The following is a 14,946-nucleotide window of genomic DNA, read 5'->3' on the forward strand; positions in this document are numbered from 1 at the left end:
CTCCATGACTGGATTTGGGGTGCCGACTCATGTTTAGGTGCTACATACTTAGGTGCTCGTGACCTTACTCATCATTAAGGCTGGGTGGGTGCGGTAGCCGGCAATGCGGGTACGGCAGGAGCGGGTGCTGCTACGGGTACTGCAGGTTGAATGGGTGCAGCAGCTACGGGCGCTGCTAACCCAGATACGGGCGCGGGCAGCATAGGGTAGCCAGAAATGTCGGCACCTTCGGCAAAGTCCACTTCAAAGCTGCGCACTTGTAAGGAGGCAGGTGAGAACTGGGCTTCAATGCGATTGCCGGCTTTATCCAAGCCTTTTACTTCATAACAACCGTCATCAACCTTGATACGATTCACTTGCCAGGCTTTGGCTTCTAACATTTGGCGCAGGGTTTCTTGTGGTTGCCAATTGGCGACCGCATCATAACAATCATCATCCGCATAGGCGTTGCTGGCGCCGAGGGCTAAGGCTAGGGTCGTGGCAGTCAATAATAAATGTTTCATGGGGGCACTCCTCTGTGGTTGAGCCTTAAGGATGACGCACTTTGCTGACAGCAAGCTGAACGACAACCTCAACTACAAAAAGAACGGCACAACAATATCAGCCTGCCTGAGACGAGTACCCAGCTTTGTAATGTTGCTATTCGATTGAGCACTGCCTATTCAGCTAGTTGTCAGCTAATCGGTTTAGTATTAAAGGCAAAACCAATGCGAGGAGCGGCAATGCGGATATTACTGATAGAGGACACCACAGATCTGGGCGAGGCGATTCGCGAACAAATTGCCGCTGATGGCCATGCGGTAGATTGGGTAACGCGCTTAAAGCAAGCCGATGCCTGCCTGCTTACCACGCCTTATGACTTAATTTTGCTGGATTTAATGCTGCCTGATGGCCGAGGCTTAGATTTTTTGCAACGGCTGCGGGCGGCGGATAACACGACGCCGGTAATTATTTTGACCGCCCTCGACCAAGTTTCAGATCGTATTGCAGGCCTCAATGCCGGTGCCGACGATTATTTGGTAAAACCCTTCGATTTAAGCGAACTCTCGGCGCGCTTGGCCGCCGTGGCGCGGCGCTATCAGGGCAATCCTAATCCTGTGTTAAAGGTGTGCGGGCTAGAAGTGGACTTGGTCAATCACGCCGTGCATAAAAACGGCCAAGCGCTCGATCTCACGGCTCGAGAATGGGCGGTGTTTGAAGCCTTATTACAGCGCCCCGGCACTTTATTATCTAAGACGCAGCTCGAAGATCGCCTCTATGAATTTGGTGCAGAAATCGAAAGTAACACCATAGAAGTGTATGTGAGCCGACTGCGCAAGCGCCTCGGCCGTGAAGTGATAGAAACCGTGCGCGGCATGGGCTATCGGCTGGCCCAATTATGAAACGACAGTCATGAGCAAGATAAAAGTCATGAGCGAGACGAGAGCCATGAGCGAGATAAAAGCCATGCAGTTTAAACGACTAGCGTTATGGATTAATAGCCTGCAAGGGCGGCTGGGTGTAGGGCTAACCTTAGGTGTCACTTTGTTATGGCTGGCCGCTACCTTGGCATCTGGCTTAGTGTTGCGCCATGAATTGTATGGGGCGTTTGATAGCGGACTAGAAGAAACCGCCCAGCGCATCTTACCGCTGGCGGTGACCGAAATTTTAAATCGCGACCCCTTAACGCCGCCCCAGCAGATTGCCGCCTTACGACCAAAAGTAACCGAGCGCGGCCGCCAAGAGCAGATTAGCTATGTGGTGCGTAGCAAAGATGGCACCTTGTTACTGCGTTCACACAATGTGGATTTAGCCTTGTTTACCGCCCAGCCCAGCTTAGGATTTAGTACCCAAGCCGGTTATCGGCTCTATGGTGAGGCGGCGGTGAGCGGCACTATTTTTATAGAAGTAGCCGAGCCACTGGGCCAACGTCAACAAGCCATGCATACCGCCATCTTGGCACTTTTGTTGCCACTGTTGCTGCTGATCCCGCTTAGCTTGCTGGGTATTTGGTTGCTGGTACGCTTAAACCTACGCAGCGTGTTGGCTTATAAAAATGCCATAGCCGCGCGCGGGGCGGGCGATCTGTCGCCCATAGTGACCACGCCTTTACCCAGCGAAATCGTGCCCGTGAGTGAGGCGGTAAATCAGTTACTGGAGCGGCTGCGCCGTGCGCTGGAGTCGGAGCGCAGTTTTACCGCCAACAGTGCCCACGAACTGCGCACGCCGTTAGCCAGTGCGCTGGCACAGGTACAACGCTTACAGCGCGCTACTACAGACTCAGCGCTACAAGAACGAGCGCGCCAAATTGAAAGCGCTTTACAACAATTAAGTCGACTGTCAGAAAAGCTGATGCAGCTAGCCAAAGCAGAGGGTGGCGCCCTAGTGGCGGCAGCGCCTTATGATGTGGTGCCGATATTAGGCTATTTAATCACTGAGTTAAGCCGTATTACCATTGGGTCTCGGCTGCAATTGCAGGTTCCCGAGACGGCGGTGCTGACCATTATGGATATGGATGCCTTAGGGATTTTACTGCGCAATTTAGTCGAGAACGCTTATAAATATGGCGCGCCCGAGGGCACCATTAACGTCAGCCTATCGAGTGCGGGCGTTTTGAGTGTGAGCAACGCAGGAGCCGTGTTATCAGCAGACGTTTTGTCGGGATTAACCGGGCGCTTTGTACGCGGTGCGGATGAGCAACCGCTTGCTAAACAAGGTGTCGGCTTAGGGCTCGCCATAGTGCAGGCTATAGCATTGGGCGCCGGCGGGCAGTTAACTCTACATTCTCCTGCAGTGGGTAAAACGGATGGCTTTGAAGTGAGGGTGCAGCTGCCTTTGGCATGAACGGCTGATTTATCTCTTTAATGCCAAATTTCTTAAGTAACTGAATATTATTAAGTTATCGGTTAGTATCTTGGCTGTAACCTTAGCCAGAGCGCTATATGTTTTTAGCATAAAAATGTTAACTGGAGACTGTAAATAATGTCGGATTTGGATTTTATTAAAACCACCATAGCGCTGGCACGTGATAACGTAGTGCGCGGCGGCCAACCCTTTGGTGCGCTGTTAGTGCGTGATGGTGTGGTGTTGGCCGAGGGCGTAAACGAAAGTTATATCGATCATGACTGCACCGCTCACGCGGAAATTCAGGCGATTCGCAATGCCGGCAAGCAGCATAAAACCAGCTCTTTTGCCGGCAGCACTATGTATGCCAGCGGCAAGCCTTGTGCCATGTGCATGGCGGCGATGATCCAAGCGGGCGTGGCTAAGTTGGTATATTGCGCCGATGACGATGTGGGCGAAAGCTACGGTTGGTCTACGCAATATTTATATGAGCGTATGCAGCGTGACTTTGGCAGCCAAGGCATTGAAACTACGCATCTGCCGCTAGATGAAAAAACTCAGGTGTTCGACCAATACCAAGCCAAAGTCGGCCAAGGCAGTAACGAGCAAATGAAAGGGTAAGGGCAGCGCCGAGCGCCCGGCGCCCAGCACCAAGCTAAACAAAGGGCGGTGTTTATGGTTAAGCCGTCATCCTGACGCACGTCAGGATCTCGGTTTAGGTCTTACTGACTAAAAGACAAATCTGCAACGCTTCTTTGTTACAGAGAGTCACGGCTCTCTGTCTACGATAAGCACGAAACAATAGTGATCAGATCTGACAAACCCAGAATAAGAGCTTTAAGGGGGAAAGGCTAAACACAGCTCCTTAACGAGGCGAGCTCTTACCATTAAATATGTTAATCCTTTTTCCGTGGGTTTCGTGGATTCCGTTGCAAAAATGCTCTTATCATTTGCTCTTTAGGTTTTAGCTAGGTACTGGGCGCCTGGCGCTGTTGCTACTTTAATCTTTTAAACGCTCATCCTTGAGGAGCTCACCATTAAACATCTGATCTTGATTAACCCTAACGGCAACAATGATGCCACGGCCGCCATGGTGGAGCAGGCACAAAATGTGTTGGGGCCAAACGTACGCGTGACCGGCAAAACCAATACTCAAGCGCCGTTATTATTGGCCACACCTGCCGATATGCAGCTCGCAGAGCAGGGCGTGTTAGCGTTAGGCTTGCAAGCTGCACAAGTGCTAACGGATTTAGAGAAAACCGACGCCATTATCATCGCGGCCTTTAGTGATCCGGGCTTGAACGCGTTGCGTGCGCAAGTATCGATGCCGGTATTGGGCATTGGTGAGTCGGTGTTTGTTGAAGCTGCAGGTTGTGAGCTTAATGCCGGCCGCCGTTTTGGCATCGTCACTATCACGCCAGACTTAGATCTGCTGGCCTCGTTTAGCGCACGGGCAACTGTGCTAGGTGTTGGCGATGAGTACTGCGGCGCGTGCGTCACCCAAGGCGATGCGCAGGCGTTATTGGCGAATCCAGCATTATTAGATGCGGCATTAAGCGCGGCTATTGCGGAGTCTATTAATGATGGTGCCCAAGCTATTATTCTTGGTGGCGGGCCACTTTCTGCGGCGGCCGAACGCTTACAAAGTCAGTTTGATATGCCATTGCTAAATCCGGTAGCCGCCGCCGCCCGAGCCGTGCTTAAGTTATGGTAATGAAAGGATATTAAGCACAAATGGGTCTAGTGGTAAGGATTGTTTCGGTTACCACTCAGCGTGCTAACTCAGGCCTTATCAGGTGTTAATCATGACTCAAACATATTCACGGCTGCGCTTAATTCTGGGTGACCAACTGAATGCCAGTCACTCTTGGTTTACCGAGCAGAGCTCGGACACGCTTTATTTAATCGCCGAGTTGGCGCAAGAAACCAATTATGTGCTGCATCATGTACAAAAAATATGTGCATTTTTTGCGGCCATGGAGCAGTTTGCCAAAGCCCTGCAAACGGCGGACTTTCAAGTGCTGCACTTAAACTTGGATGACACCCAAGCCTTCAATGATCTGCCGCAATTACTCCGTCATCTCATCGAAAAACACCAGATCCGGCAATTTGAATATCAACTACCCGATGAGTATCGGCTGCGCAAACAATTAGCCGATGTTAGCGCTCAATTAGCTATTCCCGCCCAAGCCGTGGGCACTTTTATCTGACCGATACCGAGCTGCCAACATATTTCACCGCCGGTAAGGCGCATCGTTTAGAGGCTTTTTACCGCAAGCTGCGTCAGAGCTTTCATATTCTTATCGATGCCGACGGTCAGCCCGAAGGTGGCCAGTGGAACTTTGATGCTAATAATCGTAACAAGCTTAAAGCCAGCGATTTAGGCTCAGTACCGGCTCCCTTGCTGTTTGCCAATGATGTGCGCGACATTTTAGCGCGCCTTAAACGGCATAATATCACCACCCTGGGCCGCGCCGAGTCGAACTTGCTGTGGCCGGTCAATCGCCAGCAAGCCAAACAGCTATTGGATTACTTTTGCCAATATGGTTTACCCCACTTTGGCACCTTTCAAGATGCCATGACCCGCCAGCTTGATCAGCCGTTGGATAATCGGCAATGGAGCCTATTTCACTCGCGCTTGTCCTTTGCCTTAAACAGCAAAATCATCAGCCCGCAGTTAGTGGTTAACACTGTGCTGGCTCATTATCGAGCTCAAGGCGCAGAACCCACCATTAGCATCGCTCAAGTAGAAGGCTTTGTTCGCCAAATTTTAGGCTGGCGCGAGTTTGTGCGCGGTCTTTATTGGGCCAATATGCCCGAGTATGCCAGCCTCAATGCACTGTCGGCGAGCCGTGAATTGCCCTCTTGGTTTTGGAACGGCAATACCAGGATGAACTGTCTAAAACACGCCATCGACCAGTCGCTCGATTACGCCTACGCCCATCATATTCAGCGCCTGATGATCACCGGTAATTTTTGCTTGCTGGCGGGCATAGATCCCGATGAGGTAGATGCTTGGTATTTAGGAATTTATATTGATGCCATCGAGTGGGTAGAGCTGCCTAATACTCGGGGCATGAGCCAGTTTGCTGACGGAGGATTAGTGGGCTCTAAGGCGTATGCGGCCAGCGGTAATTACGTGAATAAAATGAGCGACTACTGCGGCGCTTGTCATTACAAAGTGGCCGATATTACCGGCGCTAAAGCCTGCCCGCTTAACTCCTTGTATTGGCGCTTTATGCAGCAGCATAAAGTGGCGCTGGGTAATAACCCGCGCAACGCGTTTGTGTACGCCAATTGGCAGAAAAAATCCCCGGAGCAACAAGCGGCCATACTCGATTACGCCGAGCACTGTTTAGCTAATATTGAGCAGATCTGAATAAAAAATCGGTGAAGAGTGAAGCGTAAAGGGTGAAGAGGATGAGAAAAAACAGTGCCAAGCTAAACTCAGGGCGCTGTTTATGTTTACGCTGTCATCCGGTTGCACGTCAGGATCTCGCTTTAGATCTTAGCGACTAAGACCTATTTGCCACGGAAGGCACGGAAAAGTGAAGGAACAATAGTGATCAGATCTGAATAAAACCGGTGAGGGGTGAAGCGTAAAGGGTGAAGAGGACAAGCCAAAACGGTGCCAGCGGGCAGCGCCAAGCTGCCAGATAGCCCAACCACAAACAGTATTGATATCGGCATAGTGCACGAATGTAGTCGCGCGTTTTAACCGCGAAATGGCGCGTAGCGCCATCCAATACACTTATTCAGCAATCGCGTATCGAGTGCTGCGCCCGCCACCCGGCAGCTTAATTAGTACCTTCAGCTCAATCAGGGCGGCGAGGTGACGGGTGGCGGTGGCTTTACTAACCTTGGCTACCCGCTGATATTGGGTGGCATTAATACCTAGTGTAAAGTCACCATCCAGTAAGCGATTCACTACTTTACGCTGGGTTTCTAACAGCGGCTGGTCGCTATGTAGCTGCCAAAATTTAGCTTTCAATAGCGTGCGCTCAATTTTGTTGAGTGCATCATCTAACGCTGTGAGTAGCGCATCACAAAACCAACTGACCCACGGTGTGATATCCAGCCCACCTTTTTGCGTGGCTTCCAACACCTCATAATACTGACTGCGCTGTTTTAAGATGGCTTCGGACATGGCATATAAGCGGATGCTCTGCTGATCTGCCTGTGCTAATGCACGGTCGGTAAGTGCTCTAGTGATACGACCATTGCCATCCTCAAACGGATGCAGGGTTATAAACCACAGATGGGTAATGGCGGCGCGAGCAATCGGATCTAACAGTGGGTCCTGCAATGACTGATTAAACCATTGCATAAAAAGTTTGAGCTCTGCATCAATGTGCTCACGGGCTGGCGCTTGGTAATGAACTTTTGGCTTATGTATTTGTTCAGGATCTATTGGCGGACCAGACACTATTTGCATGGTTGCTTCGCCGCGCAAGGTGCCGCCCTCTATCGGGTGCATTAATGACGTTTGTCCCTGAAACAACCAGTAGTGCCATTGCAGCAGGATATTGAGCGTTAACGGCTGCCGCCATTCGGTCACGGCATCTTTTATCAGGCTTGCCACGCCAAAGGACTTATCAGAAACCGCGACCGGACTATCAATATTTATGCCCAACTGCCGCGCGAGCGATGAGCGCACGCCATAGATATCCAATTTTTCACTTTCAATCGCCGACGATGCAACAATATTGGCTAGCAAGGCATCTAGGCTAAACATGTCCTCGCCATCCACTAATGACGCTTTACCGCTCAATAATCCTAGGCAGTGATGCACAGCACGCAGCTTGGGCAGAACTACACTGTCTTGCCAAGTAAAATGCGGCCAGTCAGCCTGTTGCCAAAGCCACAGAGGTGTTGTCATCAGAGCCCTTAATATCGAATAAGCCAAGTGCGAGCCGATTACGCTTTTTATTCGGCTCATTAATTGAGCCGAAAGATAGCTTTATTCGGCTCAGGCTACAAGCCAAGTGGGGTGAGGTCGGTGTATATTCGTTAGCCGTCATCCGGTTGCACGTCAGGATCTCAGCCCCTTTGGGAAGCCGTAAGCGTAGGGTCGAATTTATTCGACCGCTCTAGATTTGTAGCCGCTGCTTTGAGCGTCGAAAACCTGCGCAGCAGGTTCTGGTGCACAGATCTAAAACAAGGTGCTGCTCTGTCTGGTGTGTAACAGCCGAACAAAGGGCCTACTCCTCCGACTCGCCGTGAATACCTCCATGTAGGCTCCGCCGCGCCGCGCCATCCTTGGCGCGGAGGGTCGGCTGAGCAGATCCCTTTATCCGGCTCTATGCAGCGGAGTTGCTGGTGGGCATTGTCTTGTATGCTGTTATCCTGAATTCGTTTCAGGATCTCGCTTTGGATTTTAGTGAGCCAAACCTATTTGCAACGGAAGGCACGGAAAAGTGAAGGAAAAATAGTGATCAGATCTGAAATAGATAAGGCCAAGATAAAAGCATTATGGGTAGGGGCCAGCTGAACAAGAGCGGGGTTTACAGCGGCACCAATATCTCAATGCTGCAGCAAAGCTGTTGCTTTGCGGTAGTCGCGCGCTTTAGCCGCGAAATGGCGCAAAGCGCCATCCCAACGCCATGTCTATCCCATTACACCCAATACCACCGCCCAACAATCACGCCAGTATCTACATACTGCAGGAATGTAGTCGTGCGTTTTAACCGCGAAATCCGCCAACGGCGGATCTGATGCACAAGGCTATAACAAGCCATATTGTTTCGGAGGATGCGTGCGAAGAGGCAACTGGGTAGCCTCCTCCGACACGCTAAACTGCATCCATGCGACGCTCAAACACATGACGTCCATGTCATGTGATGGTCGGCTGAGACTATCCCAGCCGCCTCTTTCTAAGCTGTGAGTGCCCTGTTTGTGTTGGCTATTGAGGGCAGAAAAGGGCGCCGAAGTACTTATTTTTATACTCCGTTACACTTATTTTTGTTTTTCAGAGAACGAAACGTTAAGAGAAGATGCTCTTACCTCATTCCTTTTTTAATCAACTTATAATTCGGTTCTGCGTGCTGTGTTGAGGACGTTATTTTACCTTTAAATATTTTTTTTGTTTCTTTTATAGGTATAAGCTGGCTCATTTTAATATTTAAACAGTCCGTCCAAAACTTTATACCGTTACTATTATCCACTTCATTTTTTTTGTAGATAATTCCTATACTATCTAGTTCTTCATAACCTATTGAGCCAACAAGATATGCGGAATGAAAGTCTATTATATTTCCACTTGCATTATTTTTATTTCTCTCTAAAGAAACAAATAAGAAATAGTCAGGTTTTTGGTGGGTGTGATTATAAAGAGGAGTAGAGTTATCAAAGTATTCTCTAGGAGGCACTGTCCTATCTTTGGTTTTTACTTCTATTGTTAAGTTATCATTCACTATGTAATCGTGAGTAGTTTCTTTTAAGGCGGGGGTAAATTTTATACCATTCTCACGCATCCAGTGCTCAGCAATTACCTCTCCTAAACATCCAATATTATTTGCTTGGTCTTTACGATGTGAGTTTAAAAAAACTGGCTGTTTTTTTGCGCGAGCTTTAGCTTCTTCATATATCCAGTTAGGTATATTACATAGTTTGGTGTATGTAGTGTTTCTTATTTTCATAGAAGAGTCTACTATAAAGTGTATTTAACAGGCTTTGGGAATAACAATTCTAAATCTCGTTTGTTTATTTTAAATAGTGGACCCTTTTCACTAACTCTACCTTTCTTGTTTCTTTTAATTAAATGATCCATAGTTACCACGCCGGACTCAATCAGTGGCATGAGCTGACTAAGAACCGGAGATTTAGTATGGGTTATGCTTATTAAGGTAAAGTGTTCTGTTCCATCAATTATTTTACTTGTAGCTTCAATCCAAAATGTTTCTGAATGCTTTTCTTTTAATCTGCTTCTAAGTATTGAGCCTGGCCAAACAGCAACTAAGTCCTTATTTATGTGCCACTCTTGTAGCACGTCATTTTTTTCATCATAGATAAAGTGCAAACCTTGAGAATTTTCTCTTTGCGTAGATAGTGTGCAGTAAAGCTTAAATTCATCATCTCGCTCGTAACCATATTTATTGAGAATTTCAGCGCTTCGTTTACAAGGGCTAATTGACCAGTCAGCTACTTGAGCAAACAATGTAGTTCTTGTTCTACTTCCTCTTCCTGATTTTATTTCTATGCCTTTATAGTCAGGAGCTTTACTTGAGTTCGCCTCTATGCCTAAGAGTTTCTCAATCGTATAACCAATACTTGTATCTCCTTTTTTAAGAGACCTAATTTTTGATTTAGAAATTTTTCTTATTTTTTGCAATAATTCATCAGCAATGCCACCCTCTAAAACAATATAATTATTTAGAAAGTTTCCTATTATAGATTTTCCGTTTTTTATACTTAACGCTAAGTTAGTAGTGCATAAATTAATAAGGTAGGCAGTATCGTCAGATATAATTATACCGATTATATCTTGAGCTGATGCCAGTGAGCTTAAATTTCTAAACCACATCCTCGGATCACCGTTTTTAGTCATCGGACGATATAAGCTGACTGTAGATTTTATTTCTTTATCCTCTAGCAAGAGGATCGACTTTTTTATTATTTTATGTTCTGGACCTTGCTGTTGAAGTTCGTAGTTATGAAAAACCTCTAGTTCGAAGTGCGTTCTTACTGTTTGAGTTGCATCTAAAATAGATTTTTTAAGACCAGTAATTGTTGGTTCGAACACTGAGAACTCTACGCCTAAACTTGCGAGTGTTTTTTTGTTTTCGATCACTAAGCTTTTAATATTTAAATCAAGGTCTGTATGGCGCTCTTGATCTAAAGTATCAAAATCTTCAACGGACATGTCCACATCTACATCCGCTGTAAAATTTAAGGACGGAAATGGGATTGCTAACTGCGCTTGTTCCCTAACGGTATAGGATTCTTGCAATTCTTTCCAAGAGGAAAAACCTTCCTCATAACTGATTGCTTTAAGGGCATCTGCGTGCTTTATGCCTAACTCTTTTTTTCGATCTTTGGCACGTTGTTTTAGACGGTTAAGGCTTACATCGGTAGCTTTTTTCATGACTATATACCAGATTCATTTCTGCGTAGAGATATTGAACATTTAGGGTACGCAATGGCGTTTATAAACAGGCTTCCCTTACAAGCCTTAACTAGCAGCTTTATAAGAGGCGTACGCAGAAAGAAACTACCTCTGATAAAACTAGGTAGATAAAAGGATGTGCCCGCAGAAACAAGGATGATAAGGCCCTGATCTGCAAATAACACAATGCACTGTTATCTACAGAGAGAACCTGAAGGGGTCTTCACGTTAGACGTAGGCGACTCTCACTTCGCCTAAGAATCGACCGTACTGTATTTTCGGGACTCATTCAAGTTTTTTTAAAAACTCCTGGATTTTCTACAAGCTACTCTTTACAATTAGCGCGTATTGATTTTTCCGGAGTTCATCAATGAACCATATCGAACTGTTTTCAGGCTGTGGCGGGCTTTCGCTAGGACTTCATGCAAGTGACTTTGAGCTGCTAATGGCCAACGAACTGTCGCCAATGGCGGCTGAATCATTTGCTTATAATTTTTTCAATGAAGACTTAGAAGCGCTAGCTAATGCTGGTAAAAATCCGGAGAGTACGATTTGGTTGAAAAGTAGACATCAAGAATTGAAGCCCCGCTTGCGCGAGAATCCATTTCATTTTCCGCCATTTGATGAAGATGGATATAGTGATATCCCTGTTGATAAAACAGAGTTACGTGGAAAGCTGTTGGTAGGCAGTATTGTAGAGTTGAACAGAATGTTGGAGTCTGATTTAGATTTCCGTAAAGTACTAAGAACAGGTTTTGGATCCTCCGAAGGTCTAGATTTAGTCTCTGGTGGACCTCCATGTCAAAGCTTTAGCATGGCAGGGCTACGGAAAAAAGATTGTGAAAAGAACACCTTACCGTGGGAGTTCGCAAAATTCGTCTCATATTCACAACCTAAAATTGCCATGCTAGAGAATGTCACTGGTATTCTCCGTGCATTTAAAGATGAAAATGGAAACAACTATCAAGCATGGTATGAAGTAGCTAAAGCTTTTGCATCGATAGATTACGTTCCTGTCTGTTTACATATTAATGCACGCTTAGCGGGAATAGCCCAGAATCGGCCACGTTTTATTATGCTGGCTTTTCGGCATGACTGCTATCTAAGTATCATGAAGAATATGAGTAAAGACTCTTCTTCATTCACTATGTTAGAACCGTCGGGTACGTTCTATGAGCTTGTTCAAAGTAAGGGAACGAGCCTAGAATCGGGTCATTTAGAATACTTCGATGCATCAAAGCCGCAACACCTGCAATTATTTGAGCAGTCTTTTTTCGCGCCGTTAGTCAATGGCGAGAATGTAAATGTTAAGGATGCTCTCGATGATCTTAAATTTACGAACCCTGCTAAACCATCTAAATATATAAGTAATTTAAATGATAAATTCAGATGGTTACCTAGTGATTTTAAATTGAAAAATCATGAGGCAAGAAGAAATAGTCCTATGGTGCAACGTCGTTTTAGACTTTATCAGGTTTTACAAAAAATTGATGATAGGTCAGTAACTAAAGACATATTCTCAGTTTTAAAAGGCGGAGCTAATGTTCTCAATGATAAAACTTGGGATGTATGTAAAGACTACGAATTCTTGCAAGAAAGTGGTGAGCTTAATTTTTTTGAGTCAGCTATAGATTTTATCCGATATTTAAGCGCACACCCTACAAAGAAGCAGACCCAAAAAGCTCTTAATCCTGATGCTCCTGCACCAGCTGCGCTATCGATCCCTGATGATGCCTGTCATTATGATGAGCATGAACTTAGAGTGTTAACAGTTAGAGAAATGGCCAGAATTCAATCTTTTCCTGATGACTTTGTTTTTCGTTCTAAAATTACTACTGGCGGTCAAATGAGAAAATTTGAAGTGCCGCAGTACACTCAAGTAGGTAATGCTGTGCCACCTTTATTAGGGCTTAAACTAGGGCTATGTATTGCAGATCTATTAAAGAAAATCTAGATAGGTGTATGGCATGAGCCCACAACATTTTATTAAAGCCGGCGTATCGCCGGTTCTGGCTTTGATTTGGCTTTTTTTATTGTACTTTCGTTAGGCAAGAGTCGGGTTCTATTGGCGCCGGTTTTGTTAGCTCATTAGTGCTGGCGAAAGGGGTAGGCCTGCTGTTTTTTACTCCCGATGTGCAAAGCTACGGGGTCCTTTTGCAGCACTTGCTGATTACTGACGTGATTTTTTACAGCTTTGTATATGTGCTGTTTCTGCGTAAGCCTAAGCTTAAGTAACACTTGGATACTACAGTATCCATTGTGGAGCTAAACAAGCTACAATAGACACTATAGTGTCTATTGTTGGTGGCTTATGACTCGTTTTTTACTCATTGATGATACGGATGTACAACACGCATTTGCGGCGCATTTGCGTGGCCTACGCGAACAAGCCAAGCTGTCTCGAGACGCCTTGGCTGAACGCAGCTGTGTACCGGCTTCGACCATCAAAAAATTTGAACTTACCGGGATTATCTCATTTCGCCAATTACTGCTCATCTGGCAGTGCTTAGACGATCTCAAACGCCTATACGAGCTAACACAAACTCCCGTGCCTAATAAAAGCATGCCCACGTCCATTGAAGAGGTACTAAAAGATGGATTTTAAGCCTATTCAAAAATTGACGATAACCAGAACGCTCGCTACGGGTGAAGCGGTATCGGTCGGGGTGTTGGCACAAAACCGACAAGATGTATTTTTTCAATATGATGCCAACTATTTAAAGCAGTTCGGTAACCTTTCACCCTTTATGATGCAAGGATCTACCGAGTTACAAGTTGCGCCTAAACAGCCTCATGGTGGCATGCATGGTTTATTTGCCGATAGTTTACCTGACGGCTGGGGATTGCTCTTACAAGATCGAGTCTTTCGTCAGCAGGGTATTCTGCCTGCTCAGATCACGGCCATGGACCGACTCGCGTTTGTTGGTCATCGAGGAATGGGCGCGCTAACCTTTGCTCCTGAGTCTGATTATCAAACCTCAGGCGATAATGAAATTGATTTAGCGACCTTAGGTCTAGAGGCGCAAGCACTATTTGATGGTCAGACCGAGGATGTATTGGCAGCCTTAGTGGCCGCTGGTAGTTCGGGTGGTGCTCGGCCTAAAGCTCAATTGTTCTTCTCGGTAGATAATCCAACTCAATGTCGAACTTATGCCGAATCAGGTGACCAAGCTTGGTTAGTAAAGTTTACCTCGCAAAATCTGGCGCTTGGCCATGAAGAAGGCGTGTGCGAGGCGGTTTATTTACAATTAGCGCAAATGGCGGCTTTAGATCCGCCCGCGTGGCAACTATTGGCTGCACCTGCTAAAAGCGGCGCTCGGTCTTGGTTGGCGGTAAAACGATTTGATTGGGTCGATAATTCAGCAAAGGTGCTCAGTCAGCCAGGGCGGTTACACATGCACAGTGCTTGTGGCTTGCTGAACGCGGATTATCGTACTCCGAGCCTAGATTATGAAGACCTGATTAAAGCCAGCCGTCAGTTATGTAAATCGCCATCTGCTGGTCAGCTACAATTTCGGCGTGCCATATTTAATCTGTTTGCCTGTAATCAGGACGATCACAGCAAAAACTGGGCTTTCTTACAGGATGATAATGGCCAGTGGTCTCCTGCACCGTTTTATGACGCTACTTTTAGCCCGCACCCCTTTAATGAGCACACCACCGCATTTGGTGGTTATGGCAAGCAGCCAGCGTTAAAGGTCATACAAAAATTGGCAGCCACCGCCGGATTTTCATCTTGGAAAGAGGCACAGCATCATATTTTAGAAACAGTTGATGTCATTAGTGATTTTGCTGGCCTAGCCAAAACACAGGGCGTAAAAAAAAGCACGATTGATATGATTATAAAAACCTTAGAGCAGCGTAGAAAGGAAAATAGCGCATTGCTTTGAATATTAGGCTGAAGATCAATGGTGTCGCGTAATACCAGTAGCTTACTACTGAGCGTTTACTACGGGGCTTTATTTCTAATTCGCTGCCGCTTAGCGCTCGCTTCATAGCGCATAAGATCATCTAAGCTG

13 protein-coding genes are annotated in these 14,946 nt (G+C 46.5%); 9 read left to right on the forward strand and 4 right to left on the reverse strand.

Going from position 1 to position 14,946, the window contains the following annotated elements; all coding sequences use genetic code 11:
* Positions 1-74: 74 nt before the first annotated feature.
* Positions 75-503, reverse strand: a complete 429-nt coding sequence (locus tag ACEN2G_RS04480) for a PepSY domain-containing protein (protein WP_442020269.1) — start codon at positions 501-503, stop codon at positions 75-77.
* A 219-nt stretch (positions 504-722) separates the two neighbouring features.
* Here ACEN2G_RS04480 and ACEN2G_RS04485 point away from each other — a divergent pair, with 219 nt between their 5' ends.
* The 6 genes from ACEN2G_RS04485 (at position 723) to ACEN2G_RS04510 (ending at position 6,202) form a co-directional block, all read left to right on the forward strand.
* On the forward strand, positions 723-1,382 hold the full coding sequence (locus tag ACEN2G_RS04485; protein WP_442020270.1) for a response regulator transcription factor: 660 nt from the start codon (positions 723-725) through the stop codon (positions 1,380-1,382).
* Between the two features lie 28 nt (positions 1,383-1,410).
* Positions 1,411-2,823: a sensor histidine kinase gene (locus ACEN2G_RS04490; protein WP_442020271.1), complete on the forward strand. Its 1,413-nt coding sequence runs from the start codon at positions 1,411-1,413 to the stop codon at positions 2,821-2,823.
* 138 nt (positions 2,824-2,961) lie between these two features.
* Positions 2,962-3,444 (forward strand): nucleoside deaminase, encoded by a 483-nt coding sequence (locus ACEN2G_RS04495; RefSeq protein WP_442020272.1) that lies wholly within the window; start codon positions 2,962-2,964, stop codon positions 3,442-3,444.
* Between the two features lie 430 nt (positions 3,445-3,874).
* On the forward strand, positions 3,875-4,537 hold the full coding sequence (locus ACEN2G_RS04500) for an aspartate/glutamate racemase family protein (protein ID WP_442020273.1): 663 nt from the start codon (positions 3,875-3,877) through the stop codon (positions 4,535-4,537).
* 91 nt (positions 4,538-4,628) lie between these two features.
* On the forward strand, positions 4,629-5,033 hold the full coding sequence (locus ACEN2G_RS04505) for a cryptochrome/photolyase family protein (RefSeq protein WP_442020274.1): 405 nt from the start codon (positions 4,629-4,631) through the stop codon (positions 5,031-5,033).
* 11 nt (positions 5,034-5,044) lie between these two features.
* Positions 5,045-6,202: a cryptochrome/photolyase family protein gene (locus ACEN2G_RS04510; protein ID WP_442020338.1), complete on the forward strand. Its 1,158-nt coding sequence runs from the start codon at positions 5,045-5,047 to the stop codon at positions 6,200-6,202.
* A 372-nt stretch (positions 6,203-6,574) separates the two neighbouring features.
* Here ACEN2G_RS04510 and ACEN2G_RS04515 read toward each other — a convergent pair whose 3' ends face one another.
* The 3 genes from ACEN2G_RS04515 to ACEN2G_RS04525 form a co-directional block, all read right to left on the reverse strand.
* The gene (locus ACEN2G_RS04515) at positions 6,575-7,702 is read right to left on the reverse strand and encodes a Fic family protein (RefSeq protein WP_442020275.1); all 1,128 of its coding nucleotides are present in this window, start codon (positions 7,700-7,702) and stop codon (positions 6,575-6,577) included.
* Positions 7,703-8,822: 1,120 nt separating this feature from the next.
* On the reverse strand, positions 8,823-9,461 hold the full coding sequence (locus ACEN2G_RS04520) for a hypothetical protein (protein WP_442020276.1): 639 nt from the start codon (positions 9,459-9,461) through the stop codon (positions 8,823-8,825).
* 11 nt (positions 9,462-9,472) lie between these two features.
* On the reverse strand, positions 9,473-10,906 hold the full coding sequence (locus ACEN2G_RS04525; RefSeq protein ID WP_442020277.1) for an MvaI/BcnI family restriction endonuclease: 1,434 nt from the start codon (positions 10,904-10,906) through the stop codon (positions 9,473-9,475).
* 391 nt (positions 10,907-11,297) lie between these two features.
* Here ACEN2G_RS04525 and ACEN2G_RS04530 point away from each other — a divergent pair, with 391 nt between their 5' ends.
* The 3 genes from ACEN2G_RS04530 to ACEN2G_RS04540 all read left to right on the forward strand — a co-directional run bounded on the left by ACEN2G_RS04530 (position 11,298) and on the right by ACEN2G_RS04540 (position 14,817).
* Entirely contained in the window at positions 11,298-12,881 is a 1,584-nt protein-coding gene (locus ACEN2G_RS04530) for a DNA cytosine methyltransferase (protein WP_442020278.1), read from the forward strand.
* Positions 12,882-13,238: 357 nt separating this feature from the next.
* Positions 13,239-13,532, forward strand: coding sequence for a helix-turn-helix domain-containing protein (locus ACEN2G_RS04535; RefSeq protein WP_442020279.1), 294 nt, complete (start codon positions 13,239-13,241; stop codon positions 13,530-13,532).
* On the forward strand, positions 13,522-14,817 hold the full coding sequence (locus ACEN2G_RS04540) for a type II toxin-antitoxin system HipA family toxin (RefSeq protein WP_442020280.1): 1,296 nt from the start codon (positions 13,522-13,524) through the stop codon (positions 14,815-14,817). Before ACEN2G_RS04535 ends, ACEN2G_RS04540 begins: the two co-directional genes overlap by 11 nt.
* Positions 14,818-14,946 lie beyond the last annotated feature (129 nt).

The organism is Oceanisphaera sp. W20_SRM_FM3 (genome assembly GCF_052119705.1).
Classification (GTDB): Bacteria; Pseudomonadota; Gammaproteobacteria; order Enterobacterales; family Aeromonadaceae; genus Oceanimonas.